Annotated in this window: 17 protein-coding genes and 1 pseudogene; 9 read left to right on the top strand and 9 right to left on the bottom strand. The window is 60.6% G+C overall.

All coding sequences use genetic code 11. The features are described from left to right. Positions 1-340 precede the first annotated feature (340 nt). Positions 341-886: a sigma-70 family RNA polymerase sigma factor gene (locus JQ575_RS13925; protein WP_211999750.1), complete on the bottom strand. Its 546-nt coding sequence runs from the start codon at positions 884-886 to the stop codon at positions 341-343. Further along, positions 886-1,092: a NepR family anti-sigma factor gene (locus tag JQ575_RS13920; protein ID WP_212033769.1), complete on the bottom strand. Its 207-nt coding sequence runs from the start codon at positions 1,090-1,092 to the stop codon at positions 886-888. Before JQ575_RS13920 ends, JQ575_RS13925 begins: the two co-directional genes overlap by 1 nt. Before the next feature lie 284 nt (positions 1,093-1,376). Between JQ575_RS13920 and JQ575_RS13915 the strand changes: the two genes are divergently transcribed. Further along, positions 1,377-2,183 (top strand): response regulator, encoded by an 807-nt coding sequence (locus JQ575_RS13915; RefSeq protein ID WP_192737177.1) that lies wholly within the window; start codon positions 1,377-1,379, stop codon positions 2,181-2,183. Positions 2,184-2,295: 112 nt separating this feature from the next. Here JQ575_RS13915 and JQ575_RS13910 read toward each other — a convergent pair. From JQ575_RS13910 to JQ575_RS13900, 3 genes and pseudogenes are all read right to left on the bottom strand, one after another. Beyond that, positions 2,296-2,577: pseudogene (locus tag JQ575_RS13910) on the bottom strand (energy transducer TonB); the annotation flags it as partial. A 186-nt stretch (positions 2,578-2,763) separates the two neighbouring features. Continuing rightward, positions 2,764-3,081: an energy transducer TonB gene (locus JQ575_RS46420; RefSeq protein WP_212033767.1), complete on the bottom strand. Its 318-nt coding sequence runs from the start codon at positions 3,079-3,081 to the stop codon at positions 2,764-2,766. Positions 3,082-3,305: 224 nt separating this feature from the next. Next, positions 3,306-4,352, bottom strand: a complete 1,047-nt coding sequence (locus JQ575_RS13900) for a low specificity L-threonine aldolase (RefSeq protein ID WP_212033746.1) — start codon at positions 4,350-4,352, stop codon at positions 3,306-3,308. Positions 4,353-4,505: 153 nt separating this feature from the next. Between JQ575_RS13900 and JQ575_RS13895 the strand changes: the two genes are divergently transcribed. From JQ575_RS13895 to JQ575_RS13875, 5 genes are all read left to right on the top strand, one after another. Further along, positions 4,506-5,678, top strand: coding sequence for a hypothetical protein (locus JQ575_RS13895; RefSeq protein WP_212033745.1), 1,173 nt, complete (start codon positions 4,506-4,508; stop codon positions 5,676-5,678). A gap of 79 nt (positions 5,679-5,757) precedes the next feature. Continuing rightward, positions 5,758-6,168, top strand: a complete 411-nt coding sequence (locus JQ575_RS13890) for a hypothetical protein (RefSeq protein WP_192737180.1) — start codon at positions 5,758-5,760, stop codon at positions 6,166-6,168. Between the two features lie 657 nt (positions 6,169-6,825). After that, entirely contained in the window at positions 6,826-8,073 is a 1,248-nt protein-coding gene (locus JQ575_RS13885) for a site-specific integrase (protein WP_212033744.1), read from the top strand. Between the two features lie 3 nt (positions 8,074-8,076). Beyond that, complete coding sequence (locus JQ575_RS13880) at positions 8,077-8,640, top strand: hypothetical protein (RefSeq protein WP_212033743.1); 564 nt, start codon at positions 8,077-8,079, stop codon at positions 8,638-8,640. 157 nt (positions 8,641-8,797) lie between these two features. Further along, positions 8,798-9,028, top strand: coding sequence for a hypothetical protein (locus JQ575_RS13875; RefSeq protein ID WP_212033742.1), 231 nt, complete (start codon positions 8,798-8,800; stop codon positions 9,026-9,028). 240 nt (positions 9,029-9,268) lie between these two features. Here JQ575_RS13875 and JQ575_RS13870 read toward each other — a convergent pair whose 3' ends face one another. Together JQ575_RS13870 and JQ575_RS13865 are read right to left on the bottom strand one after the other, a co-directional pair. Then, positions 9,269-9,853 (bottom strand): hypothetical protein, encoded by a 585-nt coding sequence (locus tag JQ575_RS13870; RefSeq protein ID WP_212033741.1) that lies wholly within the window; start codon positions 9,851-9,853, stop codon positions 9,269-9,271. A 9-nt stretch (positions 9,854-9,862) separates the two neighbouring features. Then, the gene (locus tag JQ575_RS13865; protein ID WP_212033740.1) at positions 9,863-10,057 is read right to left on the bottom strand and encodes a hypothetical protein; all 195 of its coding nucleotides are present in this window, start codon (positions 10,055-10,057) and stop codon (positions 9,863-9,865) included. 171 nt (positions 10,058-10,228) lie between these two features. Between JQ575_RS13865 and JQ575_RS13860 the strand changes: the two genes are divergently transcribed. Further along, a complete protein-coding gene (locus tag JQ575_RS13860; protein ID WP_212033739.1) occupies positions 10,229-14,284 on the top strand; it encodes a hypothetical protein in 4,056 nt (1,351 codons plus the stop codon). A gap of 459 nt (positions 14,285-14,743) precedes the next feature. Next, positions 14,744-15,232, top strand: a complete 489-nt coding sequence (locus tag JQ575_RS13855) for a hypothetical protein (protein WP_212033738.1) — start codon at positions 14,744-14,746, stop codon at positions 15,230-15,232. On the opposite strand, the gene JQ575_RS13850 is transcribed toward JQ575_RS13855, so the two are convergent. Continuing rightward, positions 15,229-15,834 carry a recombinase family protein gene (locus JQ575_RS13850; protein WP_212033737.1) on the bottom strand — a complete coding sequence of 202 codons (606 nt, stop codon included), beginning with the start codon at positions 15,832-15,834 and terminating at the stop codon, positions 15,229-15,231. The two genes, JQ575_RS13855 and JQ575_RS13850, sit on opposite strands and share 4 nt — an antisense overlap. A gap of 430 nt (positions 15,835-16,264) precedes the next feature. Here JQ575_RS13850 and JQ575_RS13845 point away from each other — a divergent pair, with 430 nt between their 5' ends. Continuing rightward, positions 16,265-16,693, top strand: coding sequence for a hypothetical protein (locus JQ575_RS13845; protein WP_212033736.1), 429 nt, complete (start codon positions 16,265-16,267; stop codon positions 16,691-16,693). 592 nt (positions 16,694-17,285) lie between these two features. Here JQ575_RS13845 and JQ575_RS13840 read toward each other — a convergent pair. Continuing rightward, positions 17,286-17,693 (bottom strand): DUF6455 family protein, encoded by a 408-nt coding sequence (locus JQ575_RS13840; protein WP_212033735.1) that lies wholly within the window; start codon positions 17,691-17,693, stop codon positions 17,286-17,288. Between the last annotated feature and the right edge of the window lie 135 nt (positions 17,694-17,828).

Below are 17,828 nucleotides of genomic sequence, written 5' to 3'. Positions count from 1 at the left end.
GAAGCAATCTATAGCGCCGCAATGCAAAGTTGGATTGCTTCGTCGCTACGCTCCCTTGCGCAAACGCTTCGCGTTTGTCGCTGGCAATGACGGTGAATGTTGTCTCGTTCCAACGCGTTATCTAGGAACCACCCGCGTCCCCCACGCATTTATCCGTATCATCGCAATGACGGAGACGCACCATGGGACGCTATCTGCTGTTATGGCTGCTCGGCATACCCTTGCCGATTCTCGTGCTGATCTACGCCTTCGGCGGCCTGAACTAGAAACCTAGAACTTTCCCGACAACAAAAAAGGCGGCCCGGTCGGGCCGCCTTTTCGTCATGCCAACCGGTGCATGTCAGCTGTTGCCGCCGATCACCGCGCGCACCGTGTTGTCGGGGCCGAAATCCTCGGCGCCGTCGACATAGAGCAGGGCGGAAAGCTTCGAGCGCGCGCGGTTGACGCGGCTCTTGATGGTGCCGACCGCGCAGCCGCAGATGGCCGCGGCGTCCTCATAGGAGAAGCCGGAGGCGCCGACCAGGATCAACGCTTCGCGCTGGTCCTGCGGTAGCTTGTCGAGCGCAACGCGAAACTCCTCGAACTCCAGATGCGCGTTCTGCGCCGGCTGGGTCTTCAGGGTTTTGGCGTAATTGCCCTCGGCGTCCTCGACCTCGCGCCGCCGCTTGCGATAGTCGGAGCGGAACAGGTTGCGCAGGATCGTGAACAGCCAGGCCGGCAGGTTCGATCCGGGCTGGAACGAGTCGATGTTGGCGATCGCGCGCAGCAACGTTTCCTGCACCAGATCGTCCGCACGGTCGCCATTGCCGCTGAGCGAGATCGCGAACGCGCGCAAGGACGGTACCGACGCCAGGATGTCGTCGCGAAGAGAGTCTGTGAGAGGCATTAGTCCCTCCCGTCAGTTTTTGCAGCTTGGTCCGTTTGGGCCGCTTGAGCCACCGCCGCTTCGGGCCCGTCGAGCTTCCGGATCAGCTCCGCAAAGCGGTCTGGTACCCCTTGGCGCACCACGTCGTCATACATGGCGCGCAGCTGGTGGCCGATTCTAGACTGGATCTCGGCATTGAGACCGCCCTGCTTCTTTACTTCTTTCATGATGTCATCCACGCTTCCCCGAGTGTTAAGTACCTTGTATTTCAAGACTTTTCCTCGAAATTAGGCCTTGGCCGCCCGCGCTCTTGGTGAAAGCCTAATGCGATGGGTCCAGAAAAGTTCCGAAATTAGGGAACTGTTTGAAGGAACTTTTTCGCCCCTCAGACGTATTCCGGGATGACAGGGGAACCGGGTCGCCCCGTTTCAGGATACGCTACGCCGGACCAGGCGTTCAGGTTCGACCCAGATGTGGCCCGCACAGGGCCTCAGACAAGGATGGAGTGGGGATGTCCCGATCACAGCTCGTTGCTGAACATTTGCCGCTGTTGCGGCGCTACGCCCGCGCGCTGACCGGAAACCAGTCGTCAGGTGACGCTTATGTCGGGGCCATGCTGGAGGCCCTGCTGCAGGATGGCTCGCTGCTCGACGAAAAGCACGGTCCGCGCGCCGGACTGTTCCGGCTGTTCACGCAGATCTGGAATTCAGTCTCGGTCAACGAGAACCCGGATGTTGCGACGCTGGCTCTGCCGTCGGAGCGCCGGCTCTCGAACATCACGCCGTTGCCGCGCCAGGCCTTCCTGCTGCTGTCGCTGGAAGGCTTTTCCGAGGAGGAAGTGGGTTACATTCTCGGCACCGACATCGCCGAGACCCGCAAGCTCGCGGACGCCGCCGGCCGCGAGATGGCGGCGGAAATCGCCACCGACGTTCTCATTATTGAGGACGAGACCTTCATCGCGATGGACCTCGAGAGCCTGGTGAAGAACCTCGGCCACAACGTCATCGGCGTCGCCCGCACCCATGCGGACGCGGTCGCGCTGGCCAAGAACAAGAAGCCCGGCCTGATCCTCGCCGACATCCAGCTCGCCGACGGCTCTTCCGGCCTCGATGCGGTCAACGAGCTCTTGAAGGTGTTCGAGGTCCCCGTGGTGTTCATCACCGCCTATCCCGAGCGCTTCCTCACCGGCGAACGCCCGGAGCCGGCGTTCCTGATCTCAAAGCCGTTCCAGCCCGCGATGGTCTCGGCCGTGGCGAGCCAGGCGCTGTTCTTCCAGCGCAACTCCCGCAACCGCGCGCCGAGGGCGGCGACGGGCTAGGCTGGGATAGCCATTGTTGAATCGAAACGGCGCGCTTCACGGCGCGCCGTTTTCTTGCGCGCTCTTCCGTCTGCGTTCGCCGGGACGACGGATATGAGAGCACGGCCTCATCTCAACAGCCGCGACAGATGCTCCGCATTTTGGCGGCGATGGCGGCCTCTTCCCTGATGCGGTCGGGGTGCGGTCCGTTGGAGAAAACGAACTGTATCTTGAACCTCAACTGATGGTCGGCTGCTTTGGGAGGTGGTGCCGGAAATGGTTGGGCACGGCCGATCACGGCCAGCGCCTCTGCATCCAGCGCCGGGACGCCAGTGCATTCGTAAAGCCAGCTTGAAACCAGCTTGCCCGAGCGATCCACGACGAAGCCCACTGTCACATTACCGATCTGCCCCTGCGCTTCGGTCGGAAAGCGTCCGCTCGCGGACCTCTTTCATCCACTGAGCGACAAGGTCGGTCTGGGCAGCGTAACCGGGGACGGCGAAGCCTATCGCGAAAATCAGCAAACCAAGTCTTAGCCACATGGAATGATCCAACCGTTTGAAGTATTCGTTTAATGTCGAGCCCTGCCAGGGTCGTCAAATCAACAGCCCCGACACAGACCCCGCAGTTTGGCGTTGATCGCCGAATTTTCCTCGCGGATAGCGGCGTCTTGCTTGCGGATTTCGGCCTCCTTGATGGGGTCGAGGGGCGTCGGTGGCCGTTGAGTAGAAAAAATTACCGGCAAGAAAAAAGTCAGGTCATCTGTTTCGGGCGGCGCCGCCGGAAAAGGTCGCGCCCGGTCGACCATCGCTAGAGCGTCGGCATCCAGTATCGCCGAGCCGGTACTTTCCTTGAGCCAACTCGAAACCAGCGTGCCCGAGCGGTCGAGGACGAAGCCGACTACCGCAGAACCGGCCAGCTTCCGCGCCTCAGGCGGCTATCGCCTGTTCGCCATCAGACGATCACGGATTTGCTTCGTCCATTGAACGGCAGCTTCAGTCTCGGCGTAACCAGGCACTGCAACGCAAATCAGAAAAATCAGGCAGCCTAGCCGCAACCACATCGATGATCTTACCGCTTTCGCATTTCGCCGCGCGCACCCTCCAGTTGATCGCAAGGCGAATTAACCGCGTCAATCGAAATCTACCGGTGCGCCCCACACACCTCCCTGATATCCCGCGCCAGCGCATCGACCCGTGTCGGATCGGCATCCCAGGCGAACATGAAACGCGCGGCGCCGCCGATGAAGGTATAAAATTGCCAGCCGCGCTGGCGCAGCGCTTCCAGGCGGTCGGCGGAGGCGTGCAGGAAGACCGCGTTGGCCTCCACCGGAAACATCAGCTTGAAATCCGGCAAGTCGGCCACCGCGGCGGCGAGCCGCGCGGCGCCGGCGTTGGCATGCCGTGCATTGCGCAGCCACGCGCCGTCCTGCAGCATGCCGACCCAGGGGGCGGCGAGGAAGCGCATCTTCGAGGCAAGCTGCCCCGCCTGCTTGCAACGATAGTCAAAATCCTCGGCGAGACGTGGGTCGAAGAACAAAATCGCTTCGCCGACCGCCATGCCGTTCTTGGTGCCGCCGAAACACAGCAGATCGACGCCGGCCTTCCAGGTCATCTCCGCCGGCGAGCAATTCAGCGACGCGCAGGCGTTGGCAAAGCGGGCGCCGTCCATGTGCAGCCGCAGGCCGATTTCTCGGCAGGTCGCCGCCAGCGCGCGGATTTCACCCAGCGAATACACCTGGCCGGTCTCGGTCGGCTGCGTGATCGTGACCACGCGCGGCTTCGGAAAATGGATGTCGGATCGGCCGGTGGCCAGGCCGCGCACGAGGTCCGGCGTCAGCTTGCCGTCCTCGCTCGCCGCGATCAGAAGTTTTGAGCCGTTGGAAAAGAATTCCGGCGCGCCGCATTCGTCGGTTTCGACATGCGCCGATGAGGAGCAGATCACGCTGTGATAGGACTGGCACAGCGACGCCAACGCCAGCGAATTGGCGGCGGTGCCGTTGAAGGCAAAAAACACTTCGGCGTCCGGCTTTTCGAACAGCTCCCGGAACGCGTCCGATGCGCGCTGGGTCCAGGGATCGTCGCCATAGGCGGCCGCGTGCCCCTGATTGGCCTCCGCCATCGCCGCCCACGCCTCCGGGCAAATGCCGGCATAATTGTCGCTCGCAAACTGCTGGGGGTTGGGGGGCATGGCGGGTCGCTTTCCTGATGTCATGGGCGCCATCGCTAGCATGAGGCCGCAACAGGCGCGAGGTTTGCCCCCCCGAAAATCGCTAGAGAAAACAACGACTCGCAGGCGATGAACGCTTTGCATGGCTGGCGCCACTAAGCTCAGGACGGGCACTTGAGCCCAGCCCTCTCAACACCGGAAATTTATCCAATGAAGCGTCGAACGAAAGTTGTTTTGCTGGTCAGCGGCCTGCTGGTTGCGGCGGCCGCTTCCACGGCAGGCGTGCTGACGGTGGCGCTCGCGAAAGTGCTGGATCCCTATGATTATTGCGCGACCGGCTATTCACCGCTGGTCGTCCCGTGCGCCCTTCATTGGTCATCGCAGACCACCACTCAGGGGACTCCGGCAATCCCGTCGAACACGCCGCCCAAATTCCAGGGGAGCTATACCGACAAGACGGCATGGGCCATTGCTGACTGTCCGCAGAATGCCATCGGCAGGCGGCTGCTCTGCAGCGTCAGCTCGGACGCCAAGCCCGCAGAGGCCGCGAGCGACGATCTAGTCTCCGGCTTGCCGCGGCCCAAGCCCTGGGTTGTCACGACGGGCAAGAGTTCACGGTTCATTGACGCGGTTCACGTCGAAACGCCGCTCGATCTCGCAGGCACACTCCGCTTCTATCGCGAGGCACTCGCCAAGCGCGGCTGGACGGAAAATGAAGGCGCGGTCATCGAGCGAGACAAGGCCACGATCACGTTCGCCACCAAGGATGGACCGGCGCAGCTTCGGCTCACCCGCCAGGGCGACAGGACGATCGCCGATTTGTCGCAGCGCAAGCCTGCGGACGCGGATGGCGACATCCTGCCGATGCCAGGGCAAATGCGGCTGCGGCTTGGCAACGGCGCGAAGGAAGCGGCCGTCATCACCGTCAACCAGCAGACCATCAATTTGGCCGCTGGCGCCGGAGAAAGTTTGACTGACGATGCCCATAGCGGACGCAAATCGCCCAATGGTAGGAAGTCAATCTGCCGCCCGGCAAATACAAGGTCAGCCTCAAGCTCGCGAGCGGCACGGCGCACAACCGGGAGTTCGAGTTCGCTGCCGGCGAGACCTGGGGCCTCGTGGTCGGCAAGGACGGCACCCCGCTCCCTGTGCAGCTTTATTGACGTGGGTGGCTCGGCTCGCGCCGATGTTCCTGAATTTTCAAAAAAAAGCGGGGCGCGACCGGCATCACCACGGTCGCGCCCCACATCACCGGTCTATGGGGCAGGGGGAATGACCGGCTTTTGGAAAGACTCACAAGCCGGGGAGTCGTTCCAGCCGCCTTCAAATCTTTTCGTACACGGTTAAGTGATCGATTGTCCGCCGAACCCGCACGGCCTAGTTCGTGTTGTGTTCATGATCGCCATGGGGCGAGGGACACACCAACATGTCACAGATTCATAAGGGAATTTTCGGCTCGCTCGCGATCGCCCTGACCCTTGGCGCGGGCGCGGTCCAGCTCGCATTCGCCCACGACCTGATCGGCAGCCGCCAGGCTACGGCCGCGGCGCCCGAAACCGGCGTCAATCGCGCCGGCAAGTCCGACCGCGCATCGGTTCCCGCGGCGGCCGGGCAGACCCAGACCATTGTGCTGCGGCACGACGGCGTCGCCGATACCTCGGTGCTGGTCCGCGTGCCTGTCGCCAAAGCGGTGCGCAACGAAACGCGCAACGGCCCGGCGCCGACACCGCCGGCGACCAAGCCCGCGTCCAAGAAAATCGCCATCGCCTGCGAGCCGCCGGTCAGCGTCCTGACCGATGTGGCCAAGCTGCTCCAGCCCGGGCGGTGCGTGACGTAAGCGGGTTCTGAGTCGTCCCCCTCGTCATTCCCCGATGCGCAATTGCGCATCTGAGGGCGCGCGTAGCGCGAGCCCGGAATCCATTAGGCCGCATGCGCTGTCGCCCGATGGATTCCCTGACGTGCAATTGCACATCGGGAAATGACGGGGAGAGATGCGACAAATCAACCCGACGGGCAAATCAATTCTGTTTTTCGGAAACCGTGTCAAGTAGAAAATTTCTGTAAATCAAAAAGATTTATGTTGTCGGCCGGCCCAAATCAGTGCGCATCTATCGCCATCCCGTCCTACTCAGAAGGGCGTCGGCCGTCGTCACGGACGTTGGACGGGTTGCGGTGGACGCTGATGTCGCGAAGACGTAACGCGACAAAAGCGTACGGCAAAACCGTGTGGTCCTGGCGCCCGTTGCCGGCGTCAAGCTGTCGAAGAAGCGCGAGCGGAAACGACAGCGACGGAGTCAACCCAGAACTCGTCTCCGGGGAGAGCACGGCATAAGCCGTAAAGCCATTGCGCAGGGAAAATAATGATCCGTATGGATTTCTAGAGACCCCTGTGGAAACTCTATGCCATTGATTAACCGCGAATTATCCCCATAAGGTGCCATACAGAGTTATCGGCATTCCCACACACCATTGGGACAAAACCGGGGACACAACGATGGCGCGCAAACACCGCGACAGCAGCCTGGAAAGCCGCACTGCGCGCTTAAAGTTGGCCGTTCGCCGCAAGCCGTACAGCGGTCCTTCGCTCGCGCGCGGCGTGGCGCTGCTGTACAGGCGCAACCGTGGCAACGGTTCGTGGGTGTTGAAGGCATCGGACGGCCACGGCAAGTATTGGACGAAGGCAATCGGCCAGAGCGATGACTTCGACGAGAGCAACGGCAGCACCATTCTGACTTTCTTCGAGGCGCAGGATCAGGCAAAGAAACTGGCGCGCGGCGACGACGGTAGTACCGGTAGTGCACCGATCACCGTGGATACCGCGCTGAAGGATTATAGGCGCGATCTGGAAGCGCGCGCTGCTAATCCATACAACGCCGACTGGCCGCGCCTGCATCTCACCAGCGTGCTCTTGGCCAAGCCAGTCGCATTGCTAACGGCCACCGAGTTGAAGAAGTGGCGCGACGGCTTGCTGGGCGCGATGGCACCGTCGACCATCAATCGGCTTTGTGGCTGCTTGTGCGCAGCGCTGGAGCAAGCATCGCAGCATGACAAGAGGATTCAGAACCGGAACGCATGGGAAATTGGCCTTGCCGGTTTGCCGGATGCGCAGGAAGTACGCAACGTCATCATCTCCGACGACAAGGTGCGGGAATTCGTCGGCAGCGCCTATGGCCTCGATCATGAGTTCGGGCTGCTGACGGACACGTTGGCGATAACCGGAGCACGACCAAGTCAGGCCGCCCGGCTCCGTGTCGAGGATTTGCACGATCATCCAGTGCGTCCGAAACTAGCGATGCCGAAAAGCGGCAAGGGCGGCAGCCGGAGTCGCAGCGCAAAAAAAGCCGAGCGCTATTCGGTGCCGATCACTGTGCAACTCGCGGCCAAACTGAAAGCCGCAGCCAAAGGCCGTGCCGACAATGAGCCATTGCTGCTGCAAAGTGACGGCAGCCCTTGGGGTGACAATCCAGGGCAGGCCTATCACCGCCGGGTGGACAAGGTCGTTACCGCCATCGGGCTTCCTAGCGAAGTGACGATGTATGCCTTGCGACATTCGAGTATCGTACGCGCGCTATTGCTCAATGTCCCGATCCGGCTGGTGGCTTCACTCCACAACACCAGCGTTGCTATGATCGAGCGGACTTACTCGAAATACATCACCGAGCATACCGACGACATCTCCCGCAAGGCGCTGCTACAGCATGAGCCACCGAGCGGGGAGAATGTCGTTGCGCTGGCGCGGTGATCTATGGCGCGCCCGCTGTTGCAGATTTGGCGCGAGCTGAATCGCGACCGCTATCGGGGCCGCGAACCGTCATCATTGGTGGAGCGGGCGACTGCCGACATGCTCCGCGAGCTGTCGTCGCCGGCAGCGCTCAAAAGGCAGATGCTCGCTCGCCTCGGCCGCAGTACGTTATCGCCACTGCAGCAGGCCATGGCCGCCGCAGCCAAACCTAAACCATTGTCGAAGACGGAGCAGATGTTCGCCCAGCTGGTCCGCCGTCAGGAGAACGATATCGCCGGGCGCGTATTAGGGACGCCGCGCCCCATCTCGCCAGCCCCACCTAGCAAGCGAAAGCGTAAGCCTGGCGGCGGCCGTCATCACGTTCTCACGCGACAGCAGATCGATGACGGCATCAAGGTGCTGCACGACTCGAGTAGGCTACCAAAAATGTCGAACAAAGATGCGCGCAAAATGCTGCGCAGTGCCGGCATCGACGCCAGCGATCCTACACTGGACCGGCACATTATCAGACCGGCCCGATCGCGCCTGCCCGAAAGCCGTGTCAAGAAATCTAGTAGGTCAAAATAACAGAATCTTGAGTCAAAATAAGCTTGGCAACTTCACTGTTAGCCTCCCGCGCTTATTTTGACTGAAGATTCCTTATTTTGATCCACCTTAGCTTTTGCTTCGAGACCCGGTTCGCCCCGATCCTCCCGCGCATCGATATGCATTTGGAGGATGTCGAATGGCCCGCCCGGAAGTCACTGGCAGGAAGGCGAGCAAACTGGCCGGCGCCGTCAACGACCTCGATGCCTACAGCATTGACAAGTTCTGTCGACGCCACGGCTTTAGCCCCCAGCTTTTTTACAAATTCAAACACGAGATGCCGGCCACGTTCAACGTTGGGACGCGCGTTTTGATAACGCGGGAGACGGCCGCTGAGTGGCGCGCGGCCAGAACCAAGTCAGACTCTTGAACGCTTTGGGTGAGAGGGCTCAACATGCATGAGCCCGTGGACCACCGCGTTAATGCGATGCAGACCAGTACCGCCATTGCGCACGTCCTGCACAGGGACGTCGAAACTCGGAGCTGTGTTGACCTACGCAAAGTCGGTGCGCATATCTACGCAACGCATCCGACGACCGAAATCATTTGCGCCGCCTGGGCGGTCGACGACGGGCCGGTGCAGCTGTGGAGCCCAGGCGTTTCCGTCCCGTCAGAATGGTTCGAAGCCGCGGAGAACCCGGACTGGGCGGTGGCTGCACATAACGATAATTTCGAGTCCGCCATCGAGCAGTACATCCTGCATCCGCGCTACGGTTTTCCGCTCGTTCCAGCCGAACGGCACATCTGCACTATGGCTGCGTGCCTTGCTCTGGGGTTGCCAGCCAAGCTTGGCATGGTGGCCGATGCCCTCGAGATGGTGAACCGCAAAGACGCCGCCGGCGAACGACTTATGCACCAGATGGCGATGCCGCGTAAGCCGCGTAAGGATGAAGACACCGACGGAGTGTATTGGTTTGAAGACGAAGGGCGGTTGAGACGGCTCGGCGAGTATTGCCGGCGGGATGTCGAAGTCGAGCGCGAGCTCGACGGTCGCGTGTCGCGGCTGTCGGGGCCCGAGCATTCGCTGTGGCTGCTGTCCAACAAGATCAACGCGCGCGGCTTCCACGTCGACCGGCAGTTTGCCGAAGCGGCACGCCGGATAGCGAAAGCTGCGGCGCCCGAAATCGATGCCGAGCTGGCCGAAATCACCGACGGCGCAGTCAGCGGAATCAACCAGATCGCCAAACTGGTGCAATGGCTGCAATCACAGGGCTGCGCGATAACCACGCTTGAGCGCAGGGCGATTGAGAAGCTGCTCGAACAGGACGAGCTTGCGGTCTCGGTGCGTCACGCCCTCGAACTCAGGCTCGGCGGGGCACAAGCCGCGGTCAAGAAGATCGATGCGCTGCTGGCGCGCGCCGGCGCCGATGATCGCATTCGCGGCGCGTTCAATTATCATGGCGCCTCCACCGGGCGCTGGGCCGGCGCGGGTTATCAGCCGCAAAACCTAAAGAAGCCCGAGACGAAAAATCTCGATGCCGCGATATCCGCGGTCGCGACCGGCGACTATCAGCACATCAAGCGGCTCTACTCGAAGCCACTCGCGATTGTCGGCGATTGCAGCCGTTCGATGATAACAGCCGCGCCTGGCCACGAACTAATCGGTGCTGATCTCAGTTCGATCGAAAGTCGGGTGCTGGCGATGGTTGCCGGCGAAGAATGGAAGCTCGACGCCTACAGAAAGTTTGACGCCACACACGATCCACGCGACGAACCTTATTGCGAAACCGCGTGCCGGATCTTTGGCGTGCCTTCGGGCACCTACACCAAGAACGCACCCGAGCGCGCGGTCGGAAAAACCGGCGATTTGGCTTTCGGATACGCAGGCGGTCTCTGTGCGTGGCGTAAATTCAAGCCCGACGGAGACACCGACGAACAGGTTGAAGCCTTCAAAGCCGAGTGGCGCGGGGCGCACCCGCGGATCGTTCAGTTTTGGCATGACATCGATCGCGCCGCCGTGAAGGCCGTTCATAACGCCGGCGTCGAATTTGTCTGTGGCCCGGTCGTTCTCGAAAGTGACGAGAAGTTCCTACGAATAAAGCTGCCGTCCGGCCGCAAGCTCTCTTATCCTGCCCCTCGCCTTATTGCAGACGATCGCGATCGGGCGCGCGTTGTGTATGACGATAATTCCGGTGGCAGGTTCACCCCCTGCCGCGGAGGGTTTGGCGCTTATGGTGGCGTTTGGACCGAGAACATCGTTAGCGGAATCGCGCGCGATATTCTCGTCGAAGGGATGTTGCGGATTGAAGCCGCCGGCTATCCCATCGTGATGCATATTCATGACGAGATCGTTTGTGAAGTGCCGATCAGTTTCGGCAGCGAGCAGGAATTCATCAGTCTGGTGACGCAGCGGCCGTCCTGGGTGGCTGACTTGCCTATCGCAGCCAATGCGTGGCGCGGGCCTCGTTACGGTAAACCCGACAAACCAGCCCAGCCAAGCGCAACCGCGGCATCTGAGCAACCTCAAGCGCGTGACGGCACCGCGACGGGATTGCACAATTCGCGAGACCGAATTGGAGAGCGCACCGGCGCGGGCGGAAAGACAGTTGTCATGAATGACACAACACGAGACGTGCCCTCCGACGATGTGCCGCCGGCATCGCACAATTCGCAAAAGCGAATTTGTGGGCAGGCCCGGACTGTTGACCAGCCTTCGGTCTCTGCCAACGGCCCTGATCCTGATCCGCAGCCAATAGGGGTTGATGATCCCGTTGGTGGCGCCGTTGTAAAGTTTACCAAGTATAAATCTCGCGGGATGCGGCTCTCAAAGCTGTATGAGCTTAGCGCCGACGGCAAGGTCATCAAGTCCGGCGGCACCCAGCTGTCAAACGGATGTTATGAGACCGTCTCGATCGATTCTACCGACCCGCAAGCGGCTTTGGTTGACATCAAGACCAGGATTGACGCCTTGAACTTCCGCGAGGCGATTGGCCTCGGCATCGTCCGCGACGGTCTTCCGTTATCGGGCGACATCACCACCAAGGAGAAGTACGGGAGGCGCACGGCCGGCAAGCGTGCAACTGCGATCCCGCGGGCACTGTCGCATTTTGGCTGGCCTTCGAATAGCTGCGGTCTGTTGCTGTTTGATGGTGACGAAATTGACGGCCTACGCGATATCCTGGTTGAATTGTTCCCGGACTTCGCCGACGTTGCCGTGCTGACGAGGCCGTCGGCCTCGGCCTCGGTGAAGGATCCCAACACCGGCGAACGCTTGAAGACCGGCGAGCATCTTTACGTGCTGCTCGACGAGCCGACGAAATCGAAGGATTGCCTGACAGCGATCATGCGGCTGGCGTGGTGCGCTGGCGTTGGGCGTTCTGCGGGCTGGCTTGCTTTGGCGAGGGACGGGGATCCGCTGGTCTATGGGCCGATCGATGTCACCGTCGGTTCGCCCGAGCGCCTGGTCTATGAGGGGCAGATCTCGATTGGTAAAGGGCTTGAGCGACTGCCGCGTGGATCGATGGTCTCGGGCGGCACTCGCGTGCTGTGCGCTGCCGAGTTGCTAGATTTTGCGGATCGGCACGCGCCCGGGAGACGGTTTGACGAAATCGTCGCGGCGGCAAAGAACGAGCCGGCATTCCTTACCCAGCAGGCCGCGGTAAAGGCGGCGTATCGTTCCGAATTTATCGAAAAGGCGGTAGCCCGTGGCGAGCCTCGAAAAGCGGTCGAGAATTCGTTTGACGAGATGACCCGCGCGAAGGCCTCGGCGATCGACGGGCGGATCTGGCGTGAACTGTCGCCACATCAAACATTGTACTGGCCCGACGGCACGTCGTTCACCGCAGCCAACATGGTGGATGACCCGAAAGCGTTTCACGGAAAGGAATGCTGTGATCCGGTTGAGGGCATGGACTATCAGACGCGCAATTGCGGGTTCATCCTTCATCAGAGCGGGCGGGTTGAGATCTATTCTCGCGCCCACGGCGACCGTTATGCGTACTTCCTGCCGCTGTTCGATGACGAAGGCTTCGCTGGTGGGCGCGGTGGCGATGATGGGGGCGCTGGAGGTGGAGGTGGTAGTGGCGGCGGTGGCGGCCCAGGCACCGCAAGCCCGAGCCCCGGCAATCAACCGGGCTTCGCCGGCAAGCATAAGCCGGTCATCAGATATGGACCGTTGTCGGTCATGGCCGACGCCGCTGCCAGGGTACTCATCGGAGCCGAGGTGCCGTTCTATCAGCGCGGCAGGTCGCTGGTACGTCCGGTGGTCAAGCAGGTGCAGACTTTTGACGGCAAGATGACGTCGGCGTCGCAGCTGGCCAATATCGAGCTGCCGTACCTGCGCGACACGCTATGCAAGAACTCGATCTGGGTCAAATTCAACAAAAAGGCGATGAAGTGGTTGCCAATCCACCCACCCGTCGATCCTGCGCAGGTGCTGCTGAAGCGGTTCGGCGATTGGGATTTTCCGGAGCTGTCGGGGATCATCAGCACGCCGACGCTGCGGCCGGATGGGACAGTCTTGAAAGACGAGGGCTACGATCCGGCGACGCAATTGCTGCTGATCGATCCGCCTATGATGCCCGACATCCCTGAGCATCCGACCAAGGACGAAGCCGTAAACGCGCTCAACTCGATCAAAAATGACTTGCTGTTTGAGTTCATGTTCGACGATGACGGCGGGGTGTCGCGCGCGGTAGCGCTGTCGGCGATTATTTCGACCGTTTGCCGGGGCGCCTTTGCTGTCGTGCCGATGCACATCATCGACGCACCGACCGCCGGCAGCGGCAAAAGCTATTTGCTTTCAACCGTCAGCCGGATTGCGACCGGGCACCCGATGCCGGTGCTCGGGGCCGGCAAGAGCGAGGAGGAGTTGGAGAAACGCCTGGGCGCGGCCGTCATTCACGGTCAGGCGCTGATCTGCGTCGACAACATCGTCGGCGAGATCGGTGGTGACGCGCTGTGCCGCCTGGTGGAACAGCCCCGGCCCAACGTCCGGATCCTCGGGCAATCTACCATGATCGAGGTCGACGCCCGCAGCACCAGCTATTTTGGCAACGGCAATAACGTCGTGGTGGTCGGCGATCTCTGTCGACGGGTAATTCGTTCGCGACTCGATCCCCAGATGGAGCGGCCGGAACTGCGGGTGTTCAAGGGGAGCCCCGAGGACACTGTCATGGCCGATCGCGGGAAATACATCGCCGCCTGCCTGACGATCTGCCGGGCCTACATCGCGGCCGGCAGGCCCGGGAAGCTGAACCGGCTGGCATCGTTCGGCGGCTGGTCCGACACGGTGAGATCGGCGCTGGTATGGTTCGGGGAAGCCGATCCGGTGACCTCAATGGATACCTCGAAGGCGGAGGATCCCGAGACAAGTGCGCTGCGGACCCTATTGACCGAGTGGAAACTGGTGATTGGGGTTGGTCATGGAAATGCGAAGGCCTCGCGCGAGGTGGTCAACCTTTGCGAGGCCAACAGGGCCACACCAGAGGGCAAGGACTACATCCACAAAGGGCTGCGCAACGCGGTGCTGTCGTTGATGCCGCCGCATCACCATCTTAAGCCGGACGCCGAGAGTCTTGGCATCAAGCTTCGCTCCTTTAAAGAGCGACGGGTTGGGAAGATAAGGTTTTGCAAAAAAGATCCAACTGGCTCGACGGCAACCCTTTGGTGGGTTGAGCAAGAGTGACCTTTTGCCGGCCGGGTCGCGTTCGAGGGTACATGAAGTACATGGGGTACTTCCACCAGCCGGGTCGGCCCAAAGATGCTCACTCGGATTTCATGGCGTAGTGCGCTCGGCCAAGAAAATAAAAGGTGATTGCTCGCGCGAAGAGATGAAAAACGTACCCTATCCCCTCTATGTACCCTGCGGGCCGGGCCTCGCCCGGACGAGACCTGCGTGCGCCGAGAAATTCTGATCCGCATCGCAAAGCAGTGTTGGCACCTCTCGGCCAGCTCAATAGCTGGGTTAATTCCGCATTCATTCTGGGGGGCCCAGGCGACGGGGCTGCGCAAATATAAAAACGGGTGTAGATAAAAGGCGTCGATTTGGCCTCACTAGACCGAGGACATCCCGTTGCCAAAGAGAGAACGCGCGCGACTGCACCCTCGGCACCAGGTCAAGCTGGATACAGTCCGCGGAGTGGCCATGGAACAGGGCAGAGTTTATCGGCTGTATTTGAACGATCGCATCAAAGCCGGCGAAATGACCAAGGTCATGTTCAGTTTGCGGGAAATCAGGTGCTCGCTGGAGGCCATTCCAATCCCGCCAGCTGCGGAGCAGAGGATGGACATCAACCTGGTCTCGGTGCCATCAGGCCACTACTACCGGGAAGTTGAAGCTGTCACGGGTGGCGGCATTCCGTTGACGATTGAGCATTTGCCGGTTGAAGGGGGCGATGATGTCTCTGAGCATAACGTTGAGATATTGAATCGCTCGCAAGAAAAGATCGCCGAGCCGGCGGGCGAAGGTCAAATCGCGGACGAACCGGCGATAGAAGTCGAGCCGGAACCAAAAACCGCGTATCAGCGAATGCTCAAGGAAGCGCGCGAGCGTCGTAACGGTGACGATGAAGTGGCGTGGACAATAGACCCGCAAGGCCGCATGCAGCGCTGGCCAAAACGGGACGATTTCTAGCTGGTTACCCGCTGCACCGAGCCAATACTAACGCCGTGCTTCGCAGCAATGGCGCGAACGCTCATGCCGGCGGCACGATCGGCGCGGATCTTGCTCACCTTGGCCTTATCACCAGCAACTTTCGCCGGTCGGCCGAGCTGAATTCCCTCTGCACGCGCCCGCGCCAGGCCGGCATTGACGCGTTCCCTAAGCATCGCCCTTTCGAATTCCGCAAACACGCCCATCAATTGAAACATGGCTTTGCCGGAAGGCGTCGTGGTATCGATGCCCTGCTGGTGCAGGTAAAGGTCGACGTGCTTCGCATGCAATTCTTGCAAGGTGCCGACGAGATCAATCAGCGAGCGGCCGATACGATCGACAGACCATGCCGCGACAAGGTCAAATTCCTTTCGGGCGACTGCCCGCAACAGCTTGTCTAGCCCAGGGCGCTCGTCGCGGCCCTTAGCACCCGAAATGCCTTGGTCCCGGAAGACTCCCGCCACGGTCCATCCATGGCGCTGGGCGGCGGCTTCTAATTCGAGCTGCTGGTTTTTCACAGTCTGATGATCCGTCGAGACACGGACATAAAGGGCAACGCGTAAGGTTCGCTTCGCGGCGTTCATGGTGATCTTGTTCCTGTTTCAATGTCCCGGCCGTGTACCATAAACAACTAGTTTTGGAACAGCGAAATTTGCATATCGTGGCCCTTGAACTTGCAGACGTTTTCGAAGAAGCCGACGCCGGGGTTTTTGGAACAGGCGCGATGCCGTATTCTGTGAAACTATTGTATGGGGTTTTGCAGCGCGCTTGCTCCAGTTTGAGAACTTGCTGCGATCTTAATTAGCAATCGCATACTTTCAACTTTGCTGGAGGGGGGAGGGGGTAGTCAAACATCGAACTCGAACTTTTTTGTCGGGCTGAAGGCCTCCTAATGCCGACCTCATTTTCAGCTCATGTGTGCCATTGACGGCCCGACCCAAAATTTTCTCAACGAAGTCGCTTTCGAGACTCCAACCGGTTTCTTCCTCGCAAACGTCGCCGAATTCCATTCGCATGCCAGGACCGCCGCTGATCGGGATTCCATCTTCAGCCACGCCGCAGCTGGAGGGTTCGGATATGAATTGCAGCGGATGTTCTGAAGGTGCCGTTCAAAAACGCACGCGCCTCCTGGCTGCGAAACGTCGCCGCGAGGAGCGTCAAGATGCGGGCAAATTGGTGCCGATCGAGCCGATCGAGCGCGTGGTTGCGAGCAGCCTGCGTGCGATGCGCGACCGGCTTTTGAATTTCCCAGGGCAGGTGGCCTACCTGGTGGCGCACCGCCCACAAGAGGAAGTCTACGAAACACTCGACGGCGCGATTCGCGAAACGCTTGAAGAAATCGCATCACCGGATTTCCCCACACGCGTCGCTGCGGCGGGTCTCGCGGCTGCTGCAAATGGACGACACCATGGAGAAGATGCAGATGTCGAAACAGAAGAGTGACCAACCAGCCGGTTTTCGGGTCCACCGAACGGCGAGATCGAAGTGCTTTCCGCACGCGAGACTCGGAATATCATCGTTCGCGCTCTCAATGCGGCGGTCGCTCGCGCGCTCGGCGGTCAGCGAAAAGTGCATTGAGCATCCTACGATCAGTCTCGAACTTCGACTCGCTGGTCACTTTGATCTCGATCAATTTAACACGAGTATCCCACTCCTGCGACGCAGAATTGGTCCGGGGTCAGTCCTCGGTGCGCGCTGCAGGGCAACAGGAAGCGTATCGTGAACACAACGCTATGAAATTTAAGCATCTTTCTTGATCCGCAACCGCCACGCAGGCTTTTGGTTCACGAACAGAGCCGGTCCAACGAGCTTCCGGAGGCATGGGCTTGGGCAGGCTCACCCAGATCCGATCGCGCGCCAGCCGATCCTGCTGGCGCCACGTAACTGCACCGTGCCGCGAGCTTCGCAGCAGCAGCGCTGGGCCGATTTGCGCAGCAGTCGATCCGACGCATTACGGACCGTCGCTAAATACGCCACTGGGAGCCGCTGCTTGCCTCGGTTTAATAGTCAGATTCGGTTGATACTGACGTACGCATCACGGCCTCTGACCCAATTCGTCAATTGCCGACGCATTGGGGCAATATTCGTCATAGTGTTGAGCCGATGTGCCGGCGTCGAGATCGTGCTTACACAGCGTCTTCTGTTGGCATGAGGCACAGACGCGTATCATGTCGCGCTGCAGGAAAGGCTGCGTGCGGGACAAAGTCGTTTCGTCAATGCCGAGAGATTTCAATAGTCGTGGCAATTCATCGCTGGCGTGCGGTCCCTGGCGGACGACTGCATCAAGTTCGGCAGGGGTCACGGAAAGGTCCCGCGCGATGCGGGCGAAATCCCCGCTATTCATATCACGGAGCTCGCGCATCTCGCGCCGGTGCTTGAGCCAGTCGCTGAACAGATTGATGGCGCTTTCAACGATCGCGTGAGTTTTGGTCTGGGTTGCCATGGTGCGTTCCCTAACTGCTGAAACTGGCCCAGCATGGCGGTGTGGGCGCGCCGCGTCGTTGCGGTAGATCAAACACCATGAACGTGTGAGTGCTCGCCTGCTCTCCGCAGGGGCATCTCAATTCCTTACTGGCGC

Origin of the sequence: Bradyrhizobium sp. JYMT SZCCT0428, assembly GCF_018131075.1 — a bacterium.
GTDB lineage: Bacteria > Pseudomonadota > Alphaproteobacteria > Rhizobiales > Xanthobacteraceae > Bradyrhizobium.
The sequence above is the reverse complement of the archived record's forward strand: the minus strand, read 5'-3'. Positions and strand labels throughout refer to the sequence as shown.

Excerpts from the sequence above, each read along its gene's own strand:
- JQ575_RS13925 (WP_211999750.1), bottom strand. The coding sequence starts at position 886 with ATGCCTCTCACAGACTCTCTTCGCGACGACATCCTGGCGTCGGTACCG.
- JQ575_RS13920 (WP_212033769.1), bottom strand. The coding sequence starts at position 1,092 with ATGAAAGAAGTAAAGAAGCAGGGCGGTCTCAATGCCGAGATCCAGTCT.
- JQ575_RS13915 (WP_192737177.1), top strand. The coding sequence starts at position 1,377 with ATGTCCCGATCACAGCTCGTTGCTGAACATTTGCCGCTGTTGCGGCGC.
- JQ575_RS13900 (WP_212033746.1), bottom strand. The coding sequence starts at position 4,352 with ATGCCCCCCAACCCCCAGCAGTTTGCGAGCGACAATTATGCCGGCATT.
- JQ575_RS13890 (WP_192737180.1), top strand. The coding sequence starts at position 5,758 with ATGTCACAGATTCATAAGGGAATTTTCGGCTCGCTCGCGATCGCCCTG.
- JQ575_RS13885 (WP_212033744.1), top strand. The coding sequence starts at position 6,826 with ATGGCGCGCAAACACCGCGACAGCAGCCTGGAAAGCCGCACTGCGCGC.
- JQ575_RS13880 (WP_212033743.1), top strand. The coding sequence starts at position 8,077 with ATGGCGCGCCCGCTGTTGCAGATTTGGCGCGAGCTGAATCGCGACCGC.
- JQ575_RS13875 (WP_212033742.1), top strand. The coding sequence starts at position 8,798 with ATGGCCCGCCCGGAAGTCACTGGCAGGAAGGCGAGCAAACTGGCCGGC.
- JQ575_RS13865 (WP_212033740.1), bottom strand. The coding sequence starts at position 10,057 with ATGATAATTGAACGCGCCGCGAATGCGATCATCGGCGCCGGCGCGCGC.
- JQ575_RS13860 (WP_212033739.1), top strand. The coding sequence starts at position 10,229 with ATGATAACAGCCGCGCCTGGCCACGAACTAATCGGTGCTGATCTCAGT.
- JQ575_RS13855 (WP_212033738.1), top strand. The coding sequence starts at position 14,744 with ATGGAACAGGGCAGAGTTTATCGGCTGTATTTGAACGATCGCATCAAA.
- JQ575_RS13850 (WP_212033737.1), bottom strand. The coding sequence starts at position 15,834 with ATGAACGCCGCGAAGCGAACCTTACGCGTTGCCCTTTATGTCCGTGTC.
- JQ575_RS13845 (WP_212033736.1), top strand. The coding sequence starts at position 16,265 with ATGCCAGGACCGCCGCTGATCGGGATTCCATCTTCAGCCACGCCGCAG.
- JQ575_RS13840 (WP_212033735.1), bottom strand. The coding sequence starts at position 17,693 with ATGGCAACCCAGACCAAAACTCACGCGATCGTTGAAAGCGCCATCAAT.